We start from the raw sequence: 22,178 nt of genomic DNA, 5'->3' as shown, positions 1-22,178 counted from the left end.
CCGCCTGCACCTTCGCCCAGCGGCGCAGCGAGCGAAGACTCAGAGCACGGCCAGGTCGCGGATGCTCTCACGCAGGTTCTCGAAGTCGTACTCCGACAGCCCCACATACTCCAGGATCGACTGCGAAATGTACTGCCATTCCATGTCGACAGCCTGGCCACCCAGTACGCGATGGGTCTCGCAGATATGCTCGGCCATCTTCAGGATACCCAGCAGCGTCTTGAGCTGCGCATCGCGCCCGGACTCATCGTTGAAGATCGACGAGGCATTGTGGTGGTTGGCGATGACCTCGCAGAGGTGCTCCGGCAGACGCCAGGAGCGCGCGGTGAAGTACCCCACCACGGCATGGTTGGTGGTCAGCAGGCGGTTCTCGGTATCGACCACACGGCACTCGTCACTGGCGCTGGCATAGGCCTCCTCCAGCACCAGCATGTAATTGGGGAAGCGCTTGATCATCAGCGGAATGCCGCAGTCGTGGAACAACCCCAAGCTGTAGGCTTCGTCAGGCGAGTGGTAACCGAGGCGCTTGGCCAGGGTCAGGCAGGTCATCGCCACATCCTGGGCACTGTCCCAGAAACGGTTGAGCACCAGGATCGCTTCATCGGTCAGCTCACCTTTGATCGACTGCGCGTTGATCAGGTTGATCACGGTGTTGCAGCCCAGCAGGTTGACCGCCTGCTGGATCGAAGCGATGCGATTGGCAAGGCCGAAATGCGGAGAGTTGACGATCTTCAGCAACGCACCGGACAGCCCCGGATCCTGGCTGATCAGCTTGGCGATGCTGCGCAGATCGGGGCTGGGCATGACCTGCTCCATCTGCAGGTCGACCATGATCTGCGGCTGCGGCGGTACGCTGATCCCCTGCAGGACTTGCTGGATCTGTTCGGCGGTGAGTTCGTAGGTCATGGAAAAGGGATCGCGCACGATGAGAAGTAGCACACAGTCTAGCCAAAGCGCAGACCTGCCCGCAGCCGACTTTTGTAAACGCCGGGCCTGCGCGCAAACCGCTATAATCCCGCTCTTTTCCCCGCGGAGCCCGAACTCATGTCTTCCCTGCCCAGTCTGCGCCTGAAAGCCAACGCCGACCGACGCCTGCGCGCCGGCCATCTGTGGGTGTACAGCAACGAGATCGATGTCGCCGCCACTCCGCTGCATGGCTTTGCGGCCGGCGACCAGGCCGTCCTCGAAGCGGCCGGCGGCAAGCCGCTGGGCATCGTCGCCATGAGCCCGAACAATCTGATCTGCGCCCGCCTGCTGTCGCGCGACGTCAAGCACGTGCTGGACAAATCGCTGCTGGTGCATCGCCTCAACGTGGCCCTGAGCCTGCGCGAGCGGCTGTTCGACAAACCCTGCTATCGCCTGGTGTATGGCGATTCCGACCTGCTGCCGGGTCTGGTGGTCGACCGTTTCTTCGACATTCTGGTGGTGCAGTTGGCCTCCGCCACCATGGAGGCGCACAAGGACGACGTGCTCGCCGCCCTGATCCAGGTGTGCAAACCCAGCGGCATCCTGTTCAAGAACGACTCAAGCGCACGCGACGCCGAAGGTCTCGAGCGCTATGTCGACACCGCCTTCGGCGTGGTGCCGGAGTGGGTCGCGCTGGAAGAGAACGGCGTGAAATTCGAAGCGCCGGTGATCGAAGGGCAGAAAACCGGCTGGTTCTATGACCACCGCATGAACCGCGCGCGCCTGGCGCCCTACGTCAAGGGCAAGCGCGTGCTCGACCTGTTCAGCTACATCGGCGGCTGGGGTGTGCAGGCCGCGGCCTTTGGCGCCAGCGAAGTGTTCTGCGTGGACGCTTCGGCCTTCGCCCTCGATGGCGTGGAGCGCAACGCGGCGCTCAACGGCTTCGCCGAAAAGGTTACCTGCGTGGAAGGCGACGTGTTCGCCGCCCTGCGCGAGCTCAAGGCCGCCGAAGAACGTTTCGACGTGGTGATCGCCGATCCACCCGCCTTCATCAAGCGCAAGAAGGACATCAAGAACGGCGAGGCCGCTTATCGTCGCCTCAACGAAACCGCCATGCGCCTGCTCAACAAGGACGGCATCCTGGTCAGCGCCAGCTGCTCGATGCACTTGGAAGAAGACAACCTGCAGAACATCCTGCTGACCAGCGCCCGCCATCTGGACCGCAACATCCAGCTGCTCGAACGCGGCGCCCAGGGTCCGGATCATCCGGTGCACCCGGCGATCAACGAAACCCGCTACATCAAGAGCCTGACCGTCCGCCTGCTGCCCAACAGCTGAGCAACCTGCACCTGTCGAGTGCGTTTCGACAGGTGCCTCTTTCCCCCGCGCTGTTACCTGCGCCCACACCCGCCTCGCATCTCGCCCCGCATGGACTAGGCTTGAATCTGCATAGCAGAGCGCTATCAGCCGGCCACTGGTCATGTGGCTTGCTTATTGCTTTTGGCTAACCACACAACGAACGCCTCCCAAGCAGGAGGTGAATCGATTCAGAAGCTGGAGCCTTGGCCACGAGCAGGCTCCGGATTGCCGACAGTGGGGAGGACTATGACTGCGCAGGCTGGGAACGACGCGTTCCTGCGATTCACCAACGTCAAGAAGACCTACGATCACAAGACCCTGGTGGTCAAGGACTTCAACCTCGACGTGGCCAAGGGCGAGTTCATCACCCTGCTCGGCCCCTCCGGCTCCGGCAAGACCACCTGCCTGATGATGCTCGCCGGCTTCGAGGACGTGACCAGCGGCGAAATCCTGATCAACGGCCGCAATGTCACCAGTATCGCCCCCTACGCGCGCAACATCGGCATGGTCTTCCAGCAGTACGCGCTGTTCCCGCACATGACCATCCGCGAGAACCTCGCCTACCCGCTGAAGATTCGCAAACTGCCCAAGGACGAAATCCACGCCAAGGTCGAGCAATACCTCGCCCTGGTCGAACTGCAGGCCTTCGGCGGTCGCTACCCGGGCCAGCTCTCTGGCGGTCAGCGTCAACGCGTGGCGCTGGCACGCGCGCTGATCTTCGCGCCGGACATCGTACTGATGGACGAACCGCTCGGTGCGCTGGACAAGAAACTGCGCGAGCAGATGCAGTTCGAGATCAAGCGCCTGCACGAGCAACTCGGTTTCACCGTGATCTACGTGACCCACGATCAGACCGAAGCGCTGACCATGAGTGACCGTATCGCCGTGTTCAACAATGGCGTGGTGCAGCAATGCGCCGCGCCCCACGTGCTCTACGAGCGGCCGGCCAATCTGTTCGTCGCCGACTTCATCGGCGAGAGCAACAAGCTGCCTGGGGTGATCGAGGCGGTCGAGGCGGAGCGGGTGCAGGTGCGTCTCGACGACGGCGGCCTGGTCAGCACGCTCAAGGCCAACTGCAGCGAAGTCGGCCTGGCCACCACGGTGTCGGTACGCCCGGAAAAGCTCAATTTCACCACCCGCCTCGGCGACAGCGGCAATCAGGTCAAGGCCCGTTTCGTCACCCGCCACTACGTCGGCGAGTACATCCGCTACCACTTCGAGACCGCCAGCGGTAGTGAGCTGGTGGTGAAGAATCTGAACGACAGTTCAGCCCCACAACTCAGCGCTCAGGAAGAGATCGCCCTGACCTGGCAGCCGGAAGACAGCCAGGCCCTGGACCGATCCGAAGTGCCGACGACGCTCTGACCCCACAACTAGTAGAAGCAAATGGAGCACAGCAATGGCTAGATCACTGACTACCAGCGTTTCCACCTTCGCCCTGGTGGCGGCACTGGGGCTCACCGCCGGCAACGCCAGCGCCCAGGACAGCCTCACCGTCGTGTCCTGGGGTGGTGCATACGGCGCCGCGCAGAAGAAGCACGTCATCGACCCCTACCAGGCCGAGTCCGGGGTCAAGGTGCTGTTCGAGGACTACTCGGGCGGCGTCGCCGAGATCAAGGCCCAGGTCGAGTCCGGCAATATCCAGTGGGATGTGGTCGACTTCGAGGTCATCGACCTCGAGCGCGCCTGCTCCGAAGGCCTGCTGGAAACCCTCGACCACAGCGTGCTGCCAGCCGGCATCGACGGTACCCCAGCCGCCCAGGACTTCATCCCCGAGGCCCTGGCCAGCGAATGCGCGGTGGGCAACATCGTCTGGTCGGTGGTGTTCGCCTATAACGACAACACCATCGGTGGCACCAAGGCCACCAGCATTGGCGACTTCTTCGACACCAGCAAGATCCCCGGCAAACGCGCGATGCGCAAACGCCCGCAGGTGAACATGGAGTGGGCGCTGATGGCCGATGGCGTCGCACCGAAAGACGTCTACGAAGTACTCGCCACCCCGGAAGGCCAGCAACGCGCGTTCGCCAAGCTGGACAGCATCAAGAAGGACATCGTCTGGTTCGACTCCTGGTCGCAGGCGCCGCAGCTGCTCAACGATGGCGGCGCCGTGCTAGTGCAGTCGGCCAACGGGCGCTTCTACGATGCCATCGTGCAGGAGAACAAACCCTTCGAAATCGTCTGGGACGGCCACGTCTACGACCTCGACGCCTGGGCCATCGTCAAGGGCTCGAAGAAGAAGGACCTAGCCATGGAGTTCATCAAGTTCGCCACCGGCTCCAAGCCGCTGGCCGGCATGCCGGACGTGGCCTACGGCCCGACTCGCAAGTCGTCGATGCCGCTGGCTGACCAGAGCGCTACTCCGCACCTGCCGACCGCGCACCTGAACCAGGGTATCCAGGCCGGCTCCGAGTTCTGGGCCGACTACGGCGAATCGCTGGGCGAGAAGTTCAACGAGTGGCTGCTGAAGTAAAGCACCAACGCCCTGTTTCCTCCGACCTGTAGGAGGGGCTTTAGCCGCGACCATCGCCGCTGAAGCGCCTCCCACGGGAACCGGGGGAGCAGTGGGGCTGAATCCATCGGAGTAACGCCTTGTCATCCCTGACTACCAGCGAAGCCGGCCAAGCGGCCAGCGCCCGACGCAAGAAGCGCCTGACCGCCTTCCTGTTCGTGGTGCCGCTGCTGCTATTCATCCTCGTCACCTTCGTTGCGCCGATCGGCACCATGCTGTGGCGCAGCGTGCATCACCCGACGGTGGCCGAGCTGATTCCCCTGACCCTGGCCGAACTCCAGCGCTGGGACGATCACAAGCAACTACCGGACGAGAAGACGCTGCAGGTCTTCGTCACGGAGCTGCATGGGCTCAACGAGCAACGCCTGTCCGGCAAGCTCTCCGAGGAGTTCAACCGCGCGTATACCGGCATGTCCAGCGTGGTCAAATCCAGCGCCCGCCGTATTGGCCGTCTGGACGCCCAGAAGCTGGAAACCCAGGGCGTAAAGACCCTGCTCGACGCCCATCGCAACTGGAGCAAACCCGAGCTGTGGTACGCCATCGAGCGTGCCGGCAAGGTCTACACCTATGACTACTACCTGACTGCCCTGGACCTCGAACTGCACCCTGACGAAGGCATTCAGGTGCGCCAGGACACGCAGATCTACCTGCAGCTGTACACCAAGACCCTGAACATGGCGCTGGTCATCACCCTGCTCTGCGCCCTGCTCGGCTACCCGCTGGCCTACTACCTTGCCGGGCTGCCTTCGAATCGCGCCAACCTGCTGCTGGTACTGGTGCTGTTGCCGTTCTGGACCTCCCTGCTGGTGCGCACCACCTCATGGATCGCCCTGCTGCAGACCAACGGCGTGATCAACTCCTTTCTCATGGGCATCGGCCTGATCGGCCAGCCCTTCGAGATGCTCTACACCTCGTTCGCCACCGTGGTGGCGATGACCCACATCCTGCTGCCGTTCATGATCCTGCCGCTGTACAGCGTGATGCGCGGCATCGACCCCAGCTACATGCGCGCAGCGCTCAGCCTGGGCGACAAACCGATCCCGGCGTTCGCCCGCATCTACTTCCCGATGACCCTGCCCGGCCTCAGCGCCGGGGCACTCCTGGTATTCATCATCTCGGTGGGTTACTACATCACTCCGGCGCTGGTCGGCGGTACCGATGGGCAGATGATCAGCAACATCATCGCCTTCCACATGCAGCGCTCGAACAACTGGGAGCTGGCCGCCGCGCTGGGCTCGCTGCTGCTCGGCCTGATCCTGCTGCTGTATTGGGTGTACGACCGTTTCGTCGGCGCCAGCAACATCAAGTTGGGATGACCATGCCCGTATCAGCATCGCGACGCAGCGACGTAGCCCGGATGCAATCCGGGTATCCCGGCAAGGGCGCCTTCCCGGATTGCATCCGGGCTAGCGGTAACGACTGCCGACGCTCCAGCCTGGATTCGCACTTATGAAAATTCCAGCCTACTACGGCTTCTGGCACCACCTCGGCCACTGGCTGCTCAAGCTCAGCTCCTGGCTGGTGCTGCTGTTCCTGATCCTGCCGATCCTGGTGATCGTGCCGCTGTCGTTCAACGCCGAACCCTTCTTCAGCTTCACCGAAGGCATGCTGAAGCTGGACCCCGAGGCCTATTCACTGCGCTGGTATAGCGAAATCCTCAACGATCCGAAGTGGATCCTGGCGATCAAGAACAGCTTCTTCATCGGCATTCTCTCCACCGTCCTGGCCACGACTCTGGGCACCTGCGCCGCCGTGGGCCTGGCCCGCGACGAGATGCCGTTTCGCCGTTTCATCACCGCCCTGCTGTTGTCGCCGATGATCGTGCCGCTGATCATCACCGCCGCCGGCATGTTCTTCTTCTACTCCAACCTGGGCCTGGCCGGCGGCTATCTGGGAGTGATCCTGGCGCACGCCGCACTGGGTACGCCTTTCGTCATCATCACCGTCACCGCCACCCTGACCGGCTTCGACTACAGCCTGGCACGTGCCGCGCTGAATCTCGGCGCCACGCCGATCCGGGTGTTCTTCGACGTGATCATGCCGCTGATCCGCCCAGGCGTGATCTCCGGCGCGCTGTTCGCCTTCATCACCTCGTTCGATGAAGTGGTGGTCATCCTGTTCATGGCCGGGCCGCAGCAGCGCACCATCCCGCGGCAGATGTTTTCGGGCCTGCGCGAGCAGATCAACCCGAGCATCCTGGCCATCGCCACGCTGCTGATCCTGGTGTCCATCGCCCTGCTGGTGACCATCGAACTGCTGCGCCGCCGCGCCGAGCGCATGCGGGGAATCGAGATTCCGCACTGACGCGCACGGCACGCGTATCGGGGTTCTGAGACCTGACGCACAGGCATCGACGACACAGGTTCGTCGACCACGCCAAGATTCCAGCATCAGGCTGATTTCCTGCTGTCCTCACGAGCTGCACGGGCGATATGCTAGGTCATCGGACAAGCAGAGCCTTTACCATGATCACTCAGTCCCACGAAGGCATCAGCCATCTGGTGGCCGATGCACTTGCCCCGCCCCTCCCCCCGCCAAAGACCGGTCGCCACACTATTTATGGAGACGGGTAAATACCGGTGCAGCTAAAACGCTGAGCTGCACCCGACTGTCTCCGAACGGTACCGGCCTCTCGTCCAAGTGACTGGAAACAGGGGAATGCACATCTCAACTCACCCGCCCCTCGGCGAGTGAAGTCCTCATCTTCCGTTACTTCTTGTTTCGATGTTGGGCGTCCTTCCTCGCATAAGGCCCATACGCTGGCCAGAAGCTCCCCAACCCGTGCCAGCCCAGCGGTGGATTGCCCGCCCCGCGCCAAGAAGAGATAGAGCCAAGGTGAACATTACAACGACGCTCTCGCACTACAACCTCCCTCCTCGCAAACAACAAAAACCAGATACCGAAGCCGCCTGTCCCAGCTGCCAGTCGCAGCAAGCCAGGCTCTGCGCTCTTGCCCGCACTCAGGAACGCAAGCGTATCGCGCGTGAACTACACGACGAGCTGGGACAGCAACTCACCGCACTGCAACAAGGACTGGGCGTGCTGCGCATCCATCTCGGCCAGGACCGCCCTGATCTGCTGGGTCACATCGAGCGCCTGAGCAGCATTTCCCATAGCGCCATCGAGGTCGTCCGTGAAATCAGCAACGGGGCGCCCATCAAGAAGCTGCAGCACAACCTGAGCAATACCCTCAAAGGCTTGATCGATGAATTTCGCCAGCTCTCCGAGGTCGACTGTCGCTGCAACCTGCCCAAACAAGATCTGGAGCTGGAGCCGCGACGCGCGGCCCATCTCTATCGCATCGTCCAGGAATCGCTGACCAACATCCTGCGTCACGCCAATGCCTCCAGAGCCGAAGTGAGCCTGGAGCAGCGGGAGAACGACTACGTTCTGGAAATATTCGATGACGGACAGGGCTTCATCCTCAGCGACATCCTGCCCGACTCCACCGGACTGTCCGGCATGCGCGAGCGCGGCAAGCAACTGGGCGGCCCGGTGATCATCTTCAGCCACCCCGGGCAGGGCACCATCGTCCAGGCAATTTTCCCCGTGCATCAATCGATGAAGGAAAGCAAATGATCAACCTGATGATCGTCGACGATCACACGATCATGCGAGAAGGCCTCAAACGGCTATTCGAACTGGACAAGGACATCCACATCGCCGGCGAGGCGGCCAACGGTCTGCAGGCGCTGGAGTATCTGAGAACGACACAGGTCGATCTGCTCCTGCTGGATATCAGCATGCCCGGCCTCAGTGGCGAGACGCTGGTATCACGCGTCGTCCATCAACATCCGCAACTGCCTATTCTGGTTCTCAGCATGCACAACAACCCGCATGTCGCCATGCGCGTGCTGCGCTGCGGGGCCACCGGCTACACGACCAAGACCCAGTCACCCGAAACCCTGATCGCCGCCGTGAAGAAGGTCAGCACAGGCGCGCGTTACATCGACCCGGAGCTGCTCGAACAGATCGCCCTCAACAGCCTCAAGCAGAATCCGGTGTCGGGCCTCGACAGCCTGACCAACCGGGAGTTCCAGATCATGCGACTACTGGCCGACGGCCTTAGCGTCAACCAGATCGCCGAGCAGCTGATGATCAGCAACAAGACCGTCAGCACGCATAAGATAAATCTGATGGAGAAAATGGGCTTTTCCAGCAACGCCGACCTGGTCAAGTACGCCAGCAGACTCAGCATGTCCGAGCCCGGCTGAGGATTTCCCTAGCGCCAAGCGGGATAAGTTCACGCAAAAATCCAGCGCATTCCGATGCCCCCACCCAAGTGCCTAATGCATCCTCCAGATGTCGATGGAACGATGACAGGCACCCTGCAGGAAATTCCCCCTTCTAGCCTGGCAACTGTTCCGCGATCACCTGATCCCAGTAGTCGCGGAGCCATGAAGTGCGCGAGCAGAACCTCTCCCTGGTCATTCCATCGCTAACGCTGCTGGCCGGCATCGTGGCTGTCGTGCTGGTCGGCTCAGGCTGGCTCGATACCCTGGTCGCGCTGGTCGGCCTGCTGGTGATCGGCGGCGCACTGCTGCTTCAGCAGAGGCGACTAAAGGCATCGCCGCCGAGCATCGAAGTCCAGCCCCGTGACGAGCAACCTCTTCCCCGGGATATGGAAGAGCTTTGCGAACAGACATTGCCGCTCTGGTCGCAACAGATTCACTCCGCACGCAACCACACCGAAGAAGCGATCAGCGCACTGAGCGAGCGCTTCGCCAACCTGGCCGTACGCATTCAGCAGAGCCTGGGCAACGGTCACGAGCGTGAAGCCGGCAATCGCCTGGTCGCGCTGCTGTCCACCAGCCAGCACGAACTGGACATGATCATCATGGCCCTGCGCGAGGCGATGGCCAGCAAGGAGTCGCTGCTCAAGGAAGTCATGGAGCTGTCGAACTTCACCGACCAGTTGCAGGACATGGCGCAGGACGTCGCCGACATCGCCAAGCAGACCAACCTGCTGGCCCTCAACGCCGCCATCGAGGCCGCCCGTGCGGGTGAAAGTGGCCGCGGCTTCGCCGTGGTCGCCGACGAAGTGCGCAAGCTGTCTTCCATGTCCGGCGAAACCGGTCAGCGCATTGGCGAAACGGTAACCATCGTCAACGGCGCGATTCACAAGACCCTGAACATCTCCCGCGAATACGCCAAGACCGACGCCGCCACCCTGAACAATGCCAGCGACGTCATCAAGGGCGTGATCACCCGCTTTCACCACAGCGCCAGCGGCATCGTCAGCCACAACGACGCAATGCGCAGCCAGAGCGAAATCGTCGCTCAGGACATCGCCGAAGTGCTGGTGTCGCTGCAGTTCCAGGACCGCATCAGCCAGATGCTCGGGCATGTCAGCGGCAATATCGACAAGCTCCTCGGACACATCCACAGCAGCAACGAACAACGCCGGCTCGGCCAGCAACCGGTGCCTCTGGATGTGGACCGATGGCTGGATGAACTGGCCCAGACCTACACCATGCCTGAACAACACGACATCCACCGGGGAGAAGCACCCGGCAAGCGCAACGATTCCGAAATCACTTTCTTCTGAGGTACCCCATGGGCAAGACCGTACTCATCGTCGACGACTCGGCTTCCATTCGCCAGGTCGTGAGCATCACCCTGAAAGGTGCAGGCTACGACGTGATCGAAGGATGCGACGGCAAGGATGCCCTGAACAAACTCGATGGTCGCAAGGTGCACCTGATCATCAGCGACGTGAACATGCCGAACATGGACGGCATCACCTTCCTCAAGAACGTCAAGCAGTTGCCCGCCTACAAGTTCACCCCGGTGATCATGCTCACCACCGAAGCCGGCGAAGGGAAGAAGGAAGAAGGTCGCGCCGCGGGCGCCAAGGCCTGGGTGGTCAAGCCCTTCCAGCCGGCGCAGATGCTCACTGCCGTTTCCAAACTGATCCTGCCTTGAGGCCGGCGCCATGACAGACGCGTCGGGCGAGAACCTGTACCGCATCCTGCCGCTCGAAGGTGGCCTGACCATCTACAGCGTCGGCGAAAACCTGGATCTGCTGCTGCGCGCGCTGACGCCTGGTGCGGAGGTGGAGCTGGATCTCTCCGCCCTCGACGAAATCGACTGTGCCGGGCTGCAACTGCTGGTACTGACCAAGCAGGAAGCCGAACGCCAGGGCTGCCAGTTGCGCCTTAGCCACCACAGCCCAGCGGTCATCGACGCCTTCGAACTCAGTGGCCTGGTGTCCTTCTTCGGCGACCCCATCCTGATCAAACCCAGCGGCGAGTGACACGGCATGGACATGGACGAAGTACTCAAGATATTCATCGCCGAGAGCCGCGAACTGCTCGAACAGATGGAGGAAGCGCTGCTGGTGCTGGAGAGCGCCCCGGAGGACAGCGACACCATCAATGCGATCTTCCGTGCGGCGCACACCATCAAGGGCTCGGCCGGCCTGTTCGGCCTCGACCTGATCGTCAGCTTCACCCATATCGCGGAAAGCGTGCTGGATCGGATTCGCAATGCCGAACTGCGCTTCGACGGTACCCTGACCGCCCTGTTCCTGCAGGTCGGCGATCACCTGCGCCACCTGGTCGACCTGCTCGATGAAGGCCACTCGCTCGAACAGCTCGACCCGGCCTTGCTCGAACAGAATAGGCAGCTGAGCGAGCAACTCAGCCTCTACATGAGCGCCCCGCAAGGCACCAGCAGCCTGCCTTCCAGCAACGGTCTGGTCGAGCGCAGCGGCACTGGCGGCGTCAGCGCCGATCACTGGCATCTCTCATTGCGCTTTGGCCCAGACACGCTGCGCAACGGCATGGATCCGCTGTCCTTGCTGCGCTACCTGAACACCTTCGGACGCATCGTCAGCATCGTTCCGCTGCTCGACCGGGTGCCGCCAGCCAGCGAGATGGACCCGGAAACCTGCTACCTGGGTTTCGAGGTCGCCTTCGTCAGCGAGGCGGACAAAGCCACCATCGAGGGCGCCTTCGAGTTCGTCCGCGAAGACAGCCTGATCCGCATCCTGCCGCCCAACAGCAAGTCCGAAGAGTACCTGGAACTGATCCGCGCCCTGCCGGAAGAGGACATGCGCCTGGGCGAGATCCTGATGCGCTGCGGCACCCTGACCGCAGCCGAACTGCAGGAGGTGCTGCATGCCCAGGTACAGGGCCAGCAGCAGGCCGAAGCCCGTCCCATCGGCCAGGTGCTGATGGAAGAGAGCCTGGTGCAGCCACCGGTGATCGCCGCAGCCCTGCACAAGCAGCAACAGGTCAAGGAAAACCGCAGCAGCGACAACAACCTGATTCGCGTCGATGCCGGCAAGCTCGACCAGCTCATCAACCTGGTCGGCGAGCTAATCATCGCCGGTGCCGGTGCGCGCATGACCGCCCAGCAATGTGGCCATGCCGAAATGCTGGAATCCACCGAACTGCTCTCACGCCTGGTCGAGGAGGTCCGCGACAGCGCCCTGACCCTGCGCATGGTGCAGATCGGCGCCACCTTCAACCGCTTCCAGCGCGTGGTGCGCGACGTGTCCAAGGAGCTGGGCAAGGACATCGCCCTGACCATCAGCGGCGGTGAAACCGAGCTGGACAAGACCGTAGTCGAGCGCATCACCGACCCGCTCACCCATCTGGTGCGCAACGCCATGGACCACGGCATCGAGTCGCTGGCCGTGCGCCAGGCGCGCGGCAAACCGGCGCAAGGCAACGTACGCCTGAACGCCTACCACGACGCCGGCAGCATCGTCCTGGAAGTCACCGACGACGGTGGCGGTCTCGATCCGCAGCGCATCCTGGCCAAGGCCCGTGAGCGCGGGCTGATCAGCGAAGGCCAGACCCTGACCGACAAGGAAACCTTCAACCTGATCTTCGAACCGGGCTTCTCCACGGCCGAACAGGTGAGCAACCTTTCCGGCCGTGGCGTCGGCATGGACGTGGTCAAGCGCAACATCACCGCCCTGCGCGGCAGCATCGACCTGGACAGCAAGCTCGGCGAGGGCACCTGCGTACGCATCCGCCTGCCGCTGACCCTGGCCATCATCGATGGTTTCCTGGTCGGTGTAGGCCCGGCCGGCTACGTGATCCCGCTGGATCTGGTCGAGGAGTGCATCGAGCTCGACACCAACACTCGGCACGACCGCGGCCACATCGCCCTGCGCGGCGAGGTGCTGCCATTCATCCGCCTGCGCGAACTGTTCGACGAATCCGGCCAGCCGCCACGCCGCGAAAACGTGGTGGTGGTCAGCTATGCGGGGCAGCGCGCCGGCCTGGTCGTCGATCATCTGATGGGCGAGTTCCAGACCGTGATCAAGCCCCTGGGCAAGCTGTTCGGCACCTGCCGTGGCGTCGGCGGCTTCACCATTCTCGGCAGCGGCGCGGTGGCGCTGATTCTCGACATCCCCAGCCTGCTCACCGACCTGTCCAGTGCCACGACCCACGCGGCCCCACTCACCATCGAAGCCTGAATTCAGCCAATGAGCGCACATCATGAGCTTTCCCGATAATCCGGCGAGCGTGCCGCAACACCCCATGGCGGTCATCCCCGCTGCTGGCGCGGCCGTCACCGAGCTGGACGCCTCGCGCCAGTACCTGACCTTCGAGCTCAATGCACGGCGCTACGCCCTCGACGGCTTGTGCGTGCGCGAGATCATCGAATATCCGCAGCTGACACGCGTGCCCATGGCCGCCTCGTGCATCCACGGAGTGATCAATCTGCGCGGTGCCGTCGTGCCGGTGATCGACCTGAGCCTGCGCTTCGACCAGGGCCCAAGCCGCATCGACAAACGCAGCTGCATCATCATCGTCGAGGTGGTGGACGAAGAGGACGCTCAGGTACTGGGCATCATCGTCGACGCCGTCAGCGAAGTGCTGGAGGTCGCCGCCACGCAGATACGCCCGTCCCCGGCCTTCGGCAATCCCATTCGCAGCGACTTCATCCACGGCATGGTGCGCCAGGGTGATGACTTCATCGTCCTTCTGACCATCGAACACACCCTGGCGGTCGCCGAAATCGTGGCGTCCGGCAGCAGAACACGCACCTGAGCACCTGACCAGGTCATACGGAGAAAGTAACCATGTTCAAGAATATGAAAGTGGCGACCAAGCTGGGACTGGGCTTTGGCGTGGTCATCCTGCTGCTGGTGGTATCACTGGTGCTCAGCATCACTCGCATGGCCGTCATCGATGCGGCAAGCACCGTCATTGTCGAGGATAGCTACGTCACCGTGCGCCTGGCCGTCAGCGCCAAGGAAGAAACCCTGAATCAAGCCCGGTTTATCCGCGACATGCTGCTGGTCGACAACGAAGCCGCTGATGCAGAAACCAAGGCATTGATAGACGCCAGCAGAAAGCGCCGCGCCGACGCGGTCGAAGAACTCGGCAAGATGGTCGATACGCCCCAGGAGCGCGAACTGCTGGCGAAGATCAACGCGGCACGCGAATCCCTTGGCAAACACCTTGACGAGCTGTTCTCCATGCTTGGCGATCAGGAGCGCGCGGAAAGCTACCTGTATGAGCAGTTGATTCCTGCAAACAACACGCTGCTGGCTGCCGTGGACGAAATGGTGAAGTTGCAGAGCGAGCTGATGAACCAGACTTCTGCTGACGGCACTGCCCTCTACGAGGAGTCGCGCATGCAGTTGCTGATCGTCGGTGGCGTAGCGTTGCTGGTGTCCGTGCTGATCGCCTGGCTGATCACCCACAGCCTGCTGCGCCAGCTCGGCGGCGAGCCAGGCTATGCTGCCGAAGTCGTGAGCCGCATCGCCGAAGGCGATTTGCGCGTGCAGGTCAACACCCGTCCTGGTGACACCACCAGCATGCTGGCCGCCATCCACAGCATGTCGCAGCGCCTGACACAGATCATCTCCGAAGTACGCGGCAACGCCGATGCCCTGACCAGTGCCTCCGAGGAAATCTCCGCCACCGCGCAGAGCATGAGCCAGGCGGCTTCCGAGCAGGCGGCCTCGGTGGAGGAAACCAGCGCGTCGATGGAGCAGATGTCCGCCTCCATCGCGCAGAACACCGAGAACGCCCGCATCACCGATGGCATGGCAAGCAAGGCCAGCAACGAAGCCAGCGAAGGCGGCCAGGCGGTCAAGGAAACCGTACGCGCCATGAAGACCATTGCCGACAAGATCGGTATCGTCGACGACATCGCCTACCAGACCAACCTGCTAGCGCTCAACGCCGCCATCGAAGCCGCCCGTGCCGGCGAGCATGGCAAGGGCTTCGCGGTGGTCGCCGCCGAGGTGCGCAAGCTGGCCGAACGCAGCCAGATCGCAGCCCAGGAAATCGGTGAAGTGGCCAAGTCCAGCGTGCAACTGGCTGAACGTGCCGGCACCCTGCTCGACGAGATCGTCCCCTCCATCGCCAAGACGTCTGACCTGGTGCAGGAAATCGCGGCAGGCTCCGAAGAGCAAAGCTCGGGCGTCGGCCAGATCAGCACGGCCATGAACCAGCTCAACGAAATCACCCAGCAGAACGCCTCCTCGTCGGAAGAGCTGGCGGCCACGGCAGAAGAAATGAGCGGCCAGGCCGAGCAACTGCAGCAACTGATGGAGTTCTTCAAGCTCAACAGCGCCCAGGGCACTCGCAGTTCGCAACGCAACGTCCAGCCGTCACGCCCGAGCCGCTCGCCACGTAGTGCGCAGACCGATGACGACGCGCCCACGCTGATGGCCGGCGGTTTGCCCGCAGGCTACGTGCGCTTTCAGGAGTAGTCGATGACTGCCGCCACTCACAGTGTCGCCGGCCAGTACCTGACCTTCGCCCTGGCGCAGGAGTTGTTCGCCGTGGATATCCATGCCGTGCGCGAGATCATCGAGTACGGCCACCTGACCAGCGTGCCGATGATGCCGCCAAGCATCCTCGGCGTGATCAATCTGCGCGGGGCGGTGGTGCCCGTCATCGACCTGGGGCTGCGCTTCGGCGGCAGCGCCACCTCGATCGGCCCACGCACCTGTATCGTCATTCTGGAGATCGCGACAGGCGATGGCCTGCGGGTGATCGGCATGGTGGTCGATGCGGTCAGCGAAGTCCTGGAACTCAGTGCAGAGCAGATCGAGCCGGCCCCCAGCTTCGGCAATCGTATTCGCGCCGACTTCATTCGCGGCATGGGCAAGCTGGATGAGCGCCTGGTGGTGCTGCTCGATGTCGGGCGGGTGCTGTCCGACGATGAAATAGCCTTGCTGGAGCATGCCGGAGCACAAGGCACGACGGCGCAGGACCAACCATGAGCAGCAGCGCGGCCATCGCCCTGAGTGATCAGGAGTTCGCCAGGTTCCGCCAGTTGATCCATGAAATCGCCGGCATCAGCCTTTCCGACGCGAAGAAACCCCTGGTCGCCGGCCGTTTGAACAAACGCCTGCGCGAGTTTCATCTCGACAGCTACGGCGAGTATTTCCGCCGCCTGAGCCAGAGCCCGGAGGAGCTGCAGACCTGCGTCGACCTGCTGACCACCAACGAAACCTACTTCTTTCGCGAACCCAAGCATTTCGACTTTCTCCGCGAGCACCTGGAGAAGCCGGGCCTGATTCCCAGCGGGCGCCCCCTGCGCATCTGGAGCGGGGCCTGCTCCAGCGGCGAGGAGCCCTATAGCATCGCCCTGCTACTGGCCGACGTACTCGTGGACAAACCCTGGGAGATCCTTGCGTCGGATATCAGCCAGCGCGTGCTGGATCGTGCCCGCGCCGGGGTCTATCGTGTGCAGGACAGCGAGGATATCCCGCGTCGGATGCTGGTACGCCACTGCTTTCGCGGCGTCGGCGCCAACGAGGGCAATCTGCTGATCGACCCCGCACTGCGCCGACGCGTGCGCTTCGAGCAGATCAACCTGAACAACCCATTGCCGGAAGTCGGTCAATTCGATGTGATCTTCCTCCGTAACGTCATGATCTACTTCGACGGTGACACCAAGCGCCAGGTCGTGAAGCGCCTTTTGAGCCGACTGCGGCCCGGCGGCTACTTTCTGATCAGCCATTCGGAAAGCCTCAACGGCATCGATGACACACTCAAGGTCGTGAAACCCTCGATCTATCGCAAACCCGATGCCTAGACCCGTTGCACCCCGAGATGTCTATCTGCAACCCGGTGACCTGCACTTCGCCGGCGTTGGCACGCGTATTCGAACCCTGCTCGGCTCCTGCGTTTCCCTGGTGTTCTGGCATCCTCGGCGCAGGCTGGGCGGCATGTGCCATTACATGCTGCCCACCCGTGGCCAGCCCACTGCCAGGCTGGATGGGCGTTACGGTGACGAAGCCATGCTCCTGCTGCTGGAGGCCATCCGCGCTCACGGCACCCGCGCCAGCGAATATCACCTGCGCATCTTTGGCGGCGGCAACATGTTTCCGAACGTCGGAAATCGCGGCAAACGCCACATCGGCCAGCAGAATATCGACATGGCCTACAAGCTCCTCGCCATGCACGGGTTGATGAGTCATGGCGAACATGTCGGTGGTACAGGCCACCGCCACGTGATCTTCGATATCTGGAGCGGCCAGCTGGCCCTCAAGCAATCCCCCCTCGTAGCTGACAGTGGATGTCCCACTGGAGTACAACCTGCATGAAACCCATCAAAGTCATGATCGTCGACGACTCCGCCGTCGTCCGTCAGGTGCTGGCCTCGGTGCTGGCAGCCGACCCGGCGATCGAGATTCTGGGCACCGCCGCCGACCCGCTGTTCGCCCTGAGCAAGATGGAGCGCGAATGGCCGGACGTGATCGTCCTCGATGTGGAGATGCCGCGCATGGACGGCATCACCTTCCTCAAGAAGCTCATGGCCGAGCGCCCGACGCCGGTGGTGATCTGCTCGACCCTCACCGAAAAAGGCGCCAGCACCACCATGCAGGCCCTCGCCGCTGGCGCCGTGAGCATCGTCACCAAGCCGCAGCTCAACCTGAGCAAATTCCTGGTCAATGCCAGCGATGACCTGCTCGGCGCGGTGAAAGCCGCAGCGCGCGCCAACATGCGCCAACTGGCCAAGAGCAAGGGCCCGGTGCAGCCCAAGCTGGGCGCCGACGCGGTGCTCCCGGCCGGGCAAGCGGCCATGGCCCGCACCACCGAACGCGTGGTGGCCATCGGCACGTCCACCGGCGGCACCCAGGCGCTGGAGTACATACTCACCGCGCTGCCACGGGTCTGCCCTGGCATCATCATCGTCCAGCACATGCCGGAGCGCTTCACGGCGGCCTTCGCCGAACGCCTCAATGGCCTGTGCCAGATCGAGGTACTGGAAGCGCGCCATGGCGACCGGGTCATCCCCGGGCGCGCCCTGATCGCCCCCGGTGGCCGTCACATGCTGCTCAAACGCAGCGGCGCGCAGTACCTGGTGGAAGTGGTCGACGGCCCGCCCGTGAGTCGGCACAAACCCTCGGTGGACGTGCTGTTTCGCTCCACCGCACGCGCAGCGGGCGCCAACGCCACCGGCATCATCATGACCGGCATGGGTGACGATGGCGCGCGTGGCCTGCGCGAAATGTTCGAAGCCGGGGCTCAGACCTTCGGCCAGGATGAAGCCAGCTGCGTGGTCTACGGCATGCCCAAGGAAGCCAAGAAACTTGGCGCGATCGGTCGGGAAATCCCACTGGAACAAATTCCCGCGCAGATCCTGCGGGCCGAACGTCCCTGAGCCTGAACCCGATGCATACGGCGTAACCTGAAAACTGACCCATACTCAAAGGGTCAGGCCATCGGGGGAAGGCTTTGGAAGAGACACGTACGGTAGATGCCCTGCTCGGCGCGGCATGGCATTCGGCACCTGTAGGCCTGGGAGTACTCAAGCTCGACGGCTGTCTGCAGCAGGGTAACCAGGCACTGCTGCAGCTGCTCGGCACGCCGCTGCAGGTGCCTACGCTCGAGCCGCTGACGCACTGGTTGCACCCGCAGGATCGGGACGCCCTGACCTATGCAATGAAACGCGCGCGTCACCAGCATGCCGATATTCCCTGCGGCGAGCTGCGCATACGCGGCGCAGATGAGGCGTATCAATGGTTGAGCACCAGCGTTTCCGGAATTTCGGCGAGCGGCGCAGAGGTCGATCACTTCCTGATTCGCCTGAGCCCGCCACGCTCGACCCAGGAGCGCGCCGAGCTGGTGTACCTGCTCAGCTTCGCGCTCGACTTCACCGCCGACGGCGCCGTGCTGCTCGATGATGGCCTGAATATTCGCTACCTCAACGAATCGGCCACCGTTCTGCTGGGCCAGGCCCACAGGTACCTGCTGGGCCAGAGCATCGGCCAGGTGCTGGCGCCACTGGCCCTGCACAGCGACGAACAGCTGCAGGAACTGGTACGCGACCAGCGAGCGCTGAACCTGGAGTTGAACAACCCCATCGATGGCACCCGCCGTCACCTCTCGGTGAAGTTCACACGCTTCCACTATGACCGGCGCGGCTACAGCCTGGCACTGTTGCACGACCTCACCGAGCAGCAACGCCTGACCGAAACCCTGCGACACAACGAGCGCCAGTTCCGTGCGTTGATCGAGAACACCCACGACGCCATCGGCCGCCTCACGCCCGACTTCCGTCTGATCTATGCCAACCCGGCGCTGGAGGCGCTGTGCCGACTGCCTCTGGTGGAGGCCCGCGGCCGCCCCGCACGCGATGCCTTTGGCGACAACTCGCAGGTCGACATCATGGCGGACATGGTGCGCGAGGTGGCACAAAGCGGCACCTCGCTGGAAGAGGAAATGATCCACGGCATCGATGGCCCCATCGACAAGCAATTGCACTACCTGGTGCAACTGGTACCCGAGCGCGATGCCAACGGTGAGGTCACCAGCGTGCTGTCCCTGGCGCGGGACATCACCAACATTCGCAAGGCCGAACGCCGGCTGGCCGACAGCAACCAGCAGTTGCGCGAGCTGACCAGCCGCCGGGAATCCGCCCGAGAAGAAGAGCGCAAGCTGATCGCCCAGGAAATCCATGACGAACTGGGCCAGCATCTGACGGCCTTGCGCATGGGCATATCTATGCTAAACCTGCAGTTCGGCGCCCAGGCGCCAGGGTTGAGCGATGCCGTGGACGGCCTGATGCAGCTGTGTGATCGCACCATCCAGGTGGTGCGTTCCATTGCCACGAGCCTGCGCCCGGCCGTGCTCAACATGGGGCTCTACCCGGCACTGGAATGGCTGATCAACGAGTTTCGCCAGCACACCCGGATCGCCTGCGAACTCACCACCCACAGCGAAGAACCCGCCTTGACCGATGACCAAGCCACTACCGCCTTTCGCATCGTCCAGGAGGCGCTCAACAACGTCGCCCGCCACTCAGGCGCCACGCGCACCATGGTGAGCCTGGAGCGCATCGACGGCGCCTACCGCCTGGACATCGCCGACAACGGTCGCGGCTTCGACCCGGGTTCCGTCAACAAACGCTCGTTGGGGCTGGCCGGCATGCGCGAGCGCGGCATCAGCCTGGGTGGCGAGGTGGTGATCTTCAGCCACCCCGGCCAGGGCACCACCGTGCAGGCGACCTTGCCCATCAAATTGGCCGAGGAAACCTGATGACGCGGATCATGATCGCCGACGATCACACCCTCATGCGCAACGGTCTCAAGCAACTGATCGAGTTCGACAACCGCCTGCAAGTGGTTGCAGAGGCCGAAAATGGCGGCCAGGTGCTGGAGAACCTGCGCAACGTGGAGCTCGACCTGGTTCTGCTGGACATGAGCATGCCCGGCATCAGCGGTGAGGACCTGATCGCCCGGATCCACGGCCATTACCCCAAGCTACCCATTCTGGTGCTGAGCATGCACAACGAACCGCAGATCGCCCAGCGCGCCCTGCGGGCCGGTGCCAGCGGCTACCTGACCAAGGACCACAACGCCGAAACCCTGCTCGCCGCCATCAACAAGGTGGCCGGCGGCGGACGTTACCTGGATCCACGCATCGCCGAGCAATTGGCCTTCGCCAATGCCGAACCCCGTGACAGTGGCCTGGACAGCCTGTCGGATCGGGAATTTCAGATACTGCGCCTGCTCGCCGACGGCCTGGGCGTCAATCAGGTCGCCGAACGTCTGTCCATCAGCAACAAGACCGTCAGCACTCACAAGACCCGCTTGATGGAGAAGATGGGGTTCAGCTGCAACGCCGACATCATCCGCTTCGCCATGACGGAGCGTCTGTCGAGGTAGGAAAAGCCCTACAAAAAAAAGGAGTAGCCCTACGCCATCATCGGGATGCACCGATGCTGCAAAGGCTGCCGACACACCATCCTGACAGCCAAGACCGGGTAGCCAATACCCGACGTCGCTGCCCGATGGAGTGTCAACGTGACCGCACAGCTCACCACCCCCCGGATTTCCTGGCTCCCCGCAGCCCTGGCCAGCCTTGGCGGCTTGCTGCTCGCCTGGCTGGTGCTGGTACTACCCAGCGCCTACTGGCTGATCGCTGCGCTGCTGCCCGGTGTACTGGTGCACACCAGCGTACGCAGTCTGACCAGCAAGCAGGCCGAAGCGGCCGCGCTGGCCTACCAGAGCGGCGTCAGCGCTGGTCAGGCAGCGGAGGCCCAACGCCACGTAGATGGCCTGCCCGACCTGTGCCGTGGCCTGTCTCCTGTCTGGTCGCAGCAGATCGAAGCGGCTCGCCAGCACACCGAAACGGCCATCGAATCGCTCAGCGCACGCTTCACCCAGCTGGCCCAGCGCATCAGCGCAGTGGTCAGTAGCGACAACCAGGGCGACGAGCAATCGCTGCTCAGCCTCCTGGCCAGCAGCGAGCATGACCTGGAAGCCATCGTCGGCCAGTTGCGTCAGGCACTGAGCAGCAAAGAGACCCTGCTGGCCGAAGTGATCAGCCTCAGTGGTTACACCACCCAACTGCGCACCATGGCCAAGGAGGTCGGCGACGTCGCCAAGCAGACCAACCTACTGGCCCTCAATGCCGCCATCGAGGCCGCACGGGCCGGTGAGGCCGGCCGTGGCTTCGCCGTCGTCGCCGATGAAGTGCGCAAGCTCTCCACCCTGTCCGAAGCCACCGGAAAACGCATCGACGAAACCATCGAAACCGTCAGCTCGGCCATCGAGCGCACCCTGCAGGTCTCCAACGAACACACCGACCGCGACGCCAACACCCTGAAAAGCGCCAGCGAAGTGATCCGCCAGCTCATCGACGACCTGCGTGGCAGCGCCACTCGCCTGGTCGAACAGGGTGCGGTGCTGCATCAGGAGAACAGGGCCGTTGGCGAGGAAATCTCCGAGGTGCTGGTGGCGCTGCAATTCCAGGACCGCGTCAGCCAGATGCTGGGCCACATGCGCGACGACATTCAGCGCCTGGGCATGCACCTGAGCGAGCCCTGCGAACGGATCGACGCGCGCACCTGGCTCGACGAGCTGTCGCGCACCTACACCATGCCCGAGCAGCACTCCATTCATCACGGCCGCCGCAGTGCAGCAGCCGAAAGCGCTTCCGATATCACCTTTTTCTGAGGACCTGCC

At 63.0% G+C, this 22,178-nt stretch carries 21 protein-coding genes; 20 read left to right on the top strand and 1 reads right to left on the bottom strand.

All coding sequences use genetic code 11. The annotated features are described in order from the left end of the window. Positions 1-39: 39 nt before the first annotated feature. Complete coding sequence (locus PCLY_RS13610; RefSeq protein ID WP_061240183.1) at positions 40-906, bottom strand: HDOD domain-containing protein; 867 nt, start codon at positions 904-906, stop codon at positions 40-42. Between the two features lie 138 nt (positions 907-1,044). On the opposite strand from PCLY_RS13610, the gene PCLY_RS13605 reads away from it, so the two are divergent. The 20 genes from PCLY_RS13605 to PCLY_RS13510 all read left to right on the top strand — a co-directional run bounded on the left by PCLY_RS13605 (position 1,045) and on the right by PCLY_RS13510 (position 22,169). Further along, on the top strand, positions 1,045-2,244 hold the full coding sequence (locus PCLY_RS13605) for a class I SAM-dependent rRNA methyltransferase (protein ID WP_061240182.1): 1,200 nt from the start codon (positions 1,045-1,047) through the stop codon (positions 2,242-2,244). Between the two features lie 267 nt (positions 2,245-2,511). Continuing rightward, on the top strand, positions 2,512-3,630 hold the full coding sequence (locus PCLY_RS13600) for an ABC transporter ATP-binding protein (protein WP_061240181.1): 1,119 nt from the start codon (positions 2,512-2,514) through the stop codon (positions 3,628-3,630). A 34-nt stretch (positions 3,631-3,664) separates the two neighbouring features. Next, positions 3,665-4,738 (top strand): ABC transporter substrate-binding protein, encoded by a 1,074-nt coding sequence (locus PCLY_RS13595; protein WP_061240180.1) that lies wholly within the window; start codon positions 3,665-3,667, stop codon positions 4,736-4,738. A gap of 119 nt (positions 4,739-4,857) precedes the next feature. Next, positions 4,858-6,093, top strand: coding sequence for an ABC transporter permease (locus PCLY_RS13590; RefSeq protein ID WP_061240179.1), 1,236 nt, complete (start codon positions 4,858-4,860; stop codon positions 6,091-6,093). 133 nt (positions 6,094-6,226) lie between these two features. After that, complete coding sequence (locus tag PCLY_RS13585; RefSeq protein ID WP_061240178.1) at positions 6,227-7,081, top strand: ABC transporter permease; 855 nt, start codon at positions 6,227-6,229, stop codon at positions 7,079-7,081. Positions 7,082-7,612: 531 nt separating this feature from the next. After that, positions 7,613-8,356, top strand: coding sequence for a sensor histidine kinase (locus PCLY_RS13580; protein WP_061240177.1), 744 nt, complete (start codon positions 7,613-7,615; stop codon positions 8,354-8,356). After that, entirely contained in the window at positions 8,353-8,991 is a 639-nt protein-coding gene (locus PCLY_RS13575; RefSeq protein WP_061240176.1) for a response regulator, read from the top strand. The genes PCLY_RS13580 and PCLY_RS13575 overlap by 4 nt, the downstream gene beginning before the upstream one ends. 188 nt (positions 8,992-9,179) lie before the next feature. After that, complete coding sequence (locus tag PCLY_RS25325) at positions 9,180-10,325, top strand: methyl-accepting chemotaxis protein (protein WP_061240175.1); 1,146 nt, start codon at positions 9,180-9,182, stop codon at positions 10,323-10,325. Between the two features lie 8 nt (positions 10,326-10,333). Beyond that, the gene (locus PCLY_RS13565; RefSeq protein ID WP_061240174.1) at positions 10,334-10,702 is read left to right on the top strand and encodes a response regulator; all 369 of its coding nucleotides are present in this window, start codon (positions 10,334-10,336) and stop codon (positions 10,700-10,702) included. A 10-nt stretch (positions 10,703-10,712) separates the two neighbouring features. After that, positions 10,713-11,033 (top strand): STAS domain-containing protein, encoded by a 321-nt coding sequence (locus PCLY_RS13560; RefSeq protein WP_061240173.1) that lies wholly within the window; start codon positions 10,713-10,715, stop codon positions 11,031-11,033. 6 nt (positions 11,034-11,039) lie between these two features. Continuing rightward, entirely contained in the window at positions 11,040-13,211 is a 2,172-nt protein-coding gene (locus PCLY_RS13555) for a chemotaxis protein CheA (RefSeq protein WP_061240172.1), read from the top strand. Positions 13,212-13,233: 22 nt separating this feature from the next. Next, complete coding sequence (locus tag PCLY_RS13550; RefSeq protein ID WP_061240171.1) at positions 13,234-13,788, top strand: chemotaxis protein CheW; 555 nt, start codon at positions 13,234-13,236, stop codon at positions 13,786-13,788. A 32-nt stretch (positions 13,789-13,820) separates the two neighbouring features. Beyond that, on the top strand, positions 13,821-15,464 hold the full coding sequence (locus PCLY_RS13545; protein ID WP_061240170.1) for a methyl-accepting chemotaxis protein: 1,644 nt from the start codon (positions 13,821-13,823) through the stop codon (positions 15,462-15,464). A 3-nt stretch (positions 15,465-15,467) separates the two neighbouring features. Beyond that, entirely contained in the window at positions 15,468-15,980 is a 513-nt protein-coding gene (locus PCLY_RS13540; protein WP_061240169.1) for a chemotaxis protein CheW, read from the top strand. Beyond that, complete coding sequence (locus tag PCLY_RS13535; protein ID WP_061240168.1) at positions 15,977-16,798, top strand: CheR family methyltransferase; 822 nt, start codon at positions 15,977-15,979, stop codon at positions 16,796-16,798. The genes PCLY_RS13540 and PCLY_RS13535 overlap by 4 nt, the downstream gene beginning before the upstream one ends. Continuing rightward, positions 16,791-17,309: a chemotaxis protein CheD gene (locus PCLY_RS13530; RefSeq protein WP_061240167.1), complete on the top strand. Its 519-nt coding sequence runs from the start codon at positions 16,791-16,793 to the stop codon at positions 17,307-17,309. Before PCLY_RS13535 ends, PCLY_RS13530 begins: the two co-directional genes overlap by 8 nt. Next, entirely contained in the window at positions 17,306-18,370 is a 1,065-nt protein-coding gene (locus PCLY_RS13525; protein ID WP_061240166.1) for a protein-glutamate methylesterase/protein-glutamine glutaminase, read from the top strand. The genes PCLY_RS13530 and PCLY_RS13525 overlap by 4 nt, the downstream gene beginning before the upstream one ends. Positions 18,371-18,444: 74 nt before the next feature. Then, the gene (locus PCLY_RS13520; RefSeq protein WP_061240165.1) at positions 18,445-20,247 is read left to right on the top strand and encodes a sensor histidine kinase; all 1,803 of its coding nucleotides are present in this window, start codon (positions 18,445-18,447) and stop codon (positions 20,245-20,247) included. After that, the gene (locus PCLY_RS13515; RefSeq protein ID WP_061240164.1) at positions 20,247-20,876 is read left to right on the top strand and encodes a response regulator; all 630 of its coding nucleotides are present in this window, start codon (positions 20,247-20,249) and stop codon (positions 20,874-20,876) included. The genes PCLY_RS13520 and PCLY_RS13515 overlap by 1 nt, the downstream gene beginning before the upstream one ends. 138 nt (positions 20,877-21,014) lie before the next feature. After that, positions 21,015-22,169, top strand: a complete 1,155-nt coding sequence (locus PCLY_RS13510; protein ID WP_231740160.1) for a methyl-accepting chemotaxis protein — start codon at positions 21,015-21,017, stop codon at positions 22,167-22,169. Positions 22,170-22,178: the final 9 nt, after the last annotated feature.

The sequence above is a fragment of the Ectopseudomonas composti genome, assembly GCF_001567565.1.
Lineage (GTDB): Bacteria > Pseudomonadota > Gammaproteobacteria > Pseudomonadales > Pseudomonadaceae > Aquipseudomonas > Aquipseudomonas composti_A.
Note: the sequence above shows the minus strand (reverse complement) of the source record. Positions and strands in the feature narration are given on the sequence as shown.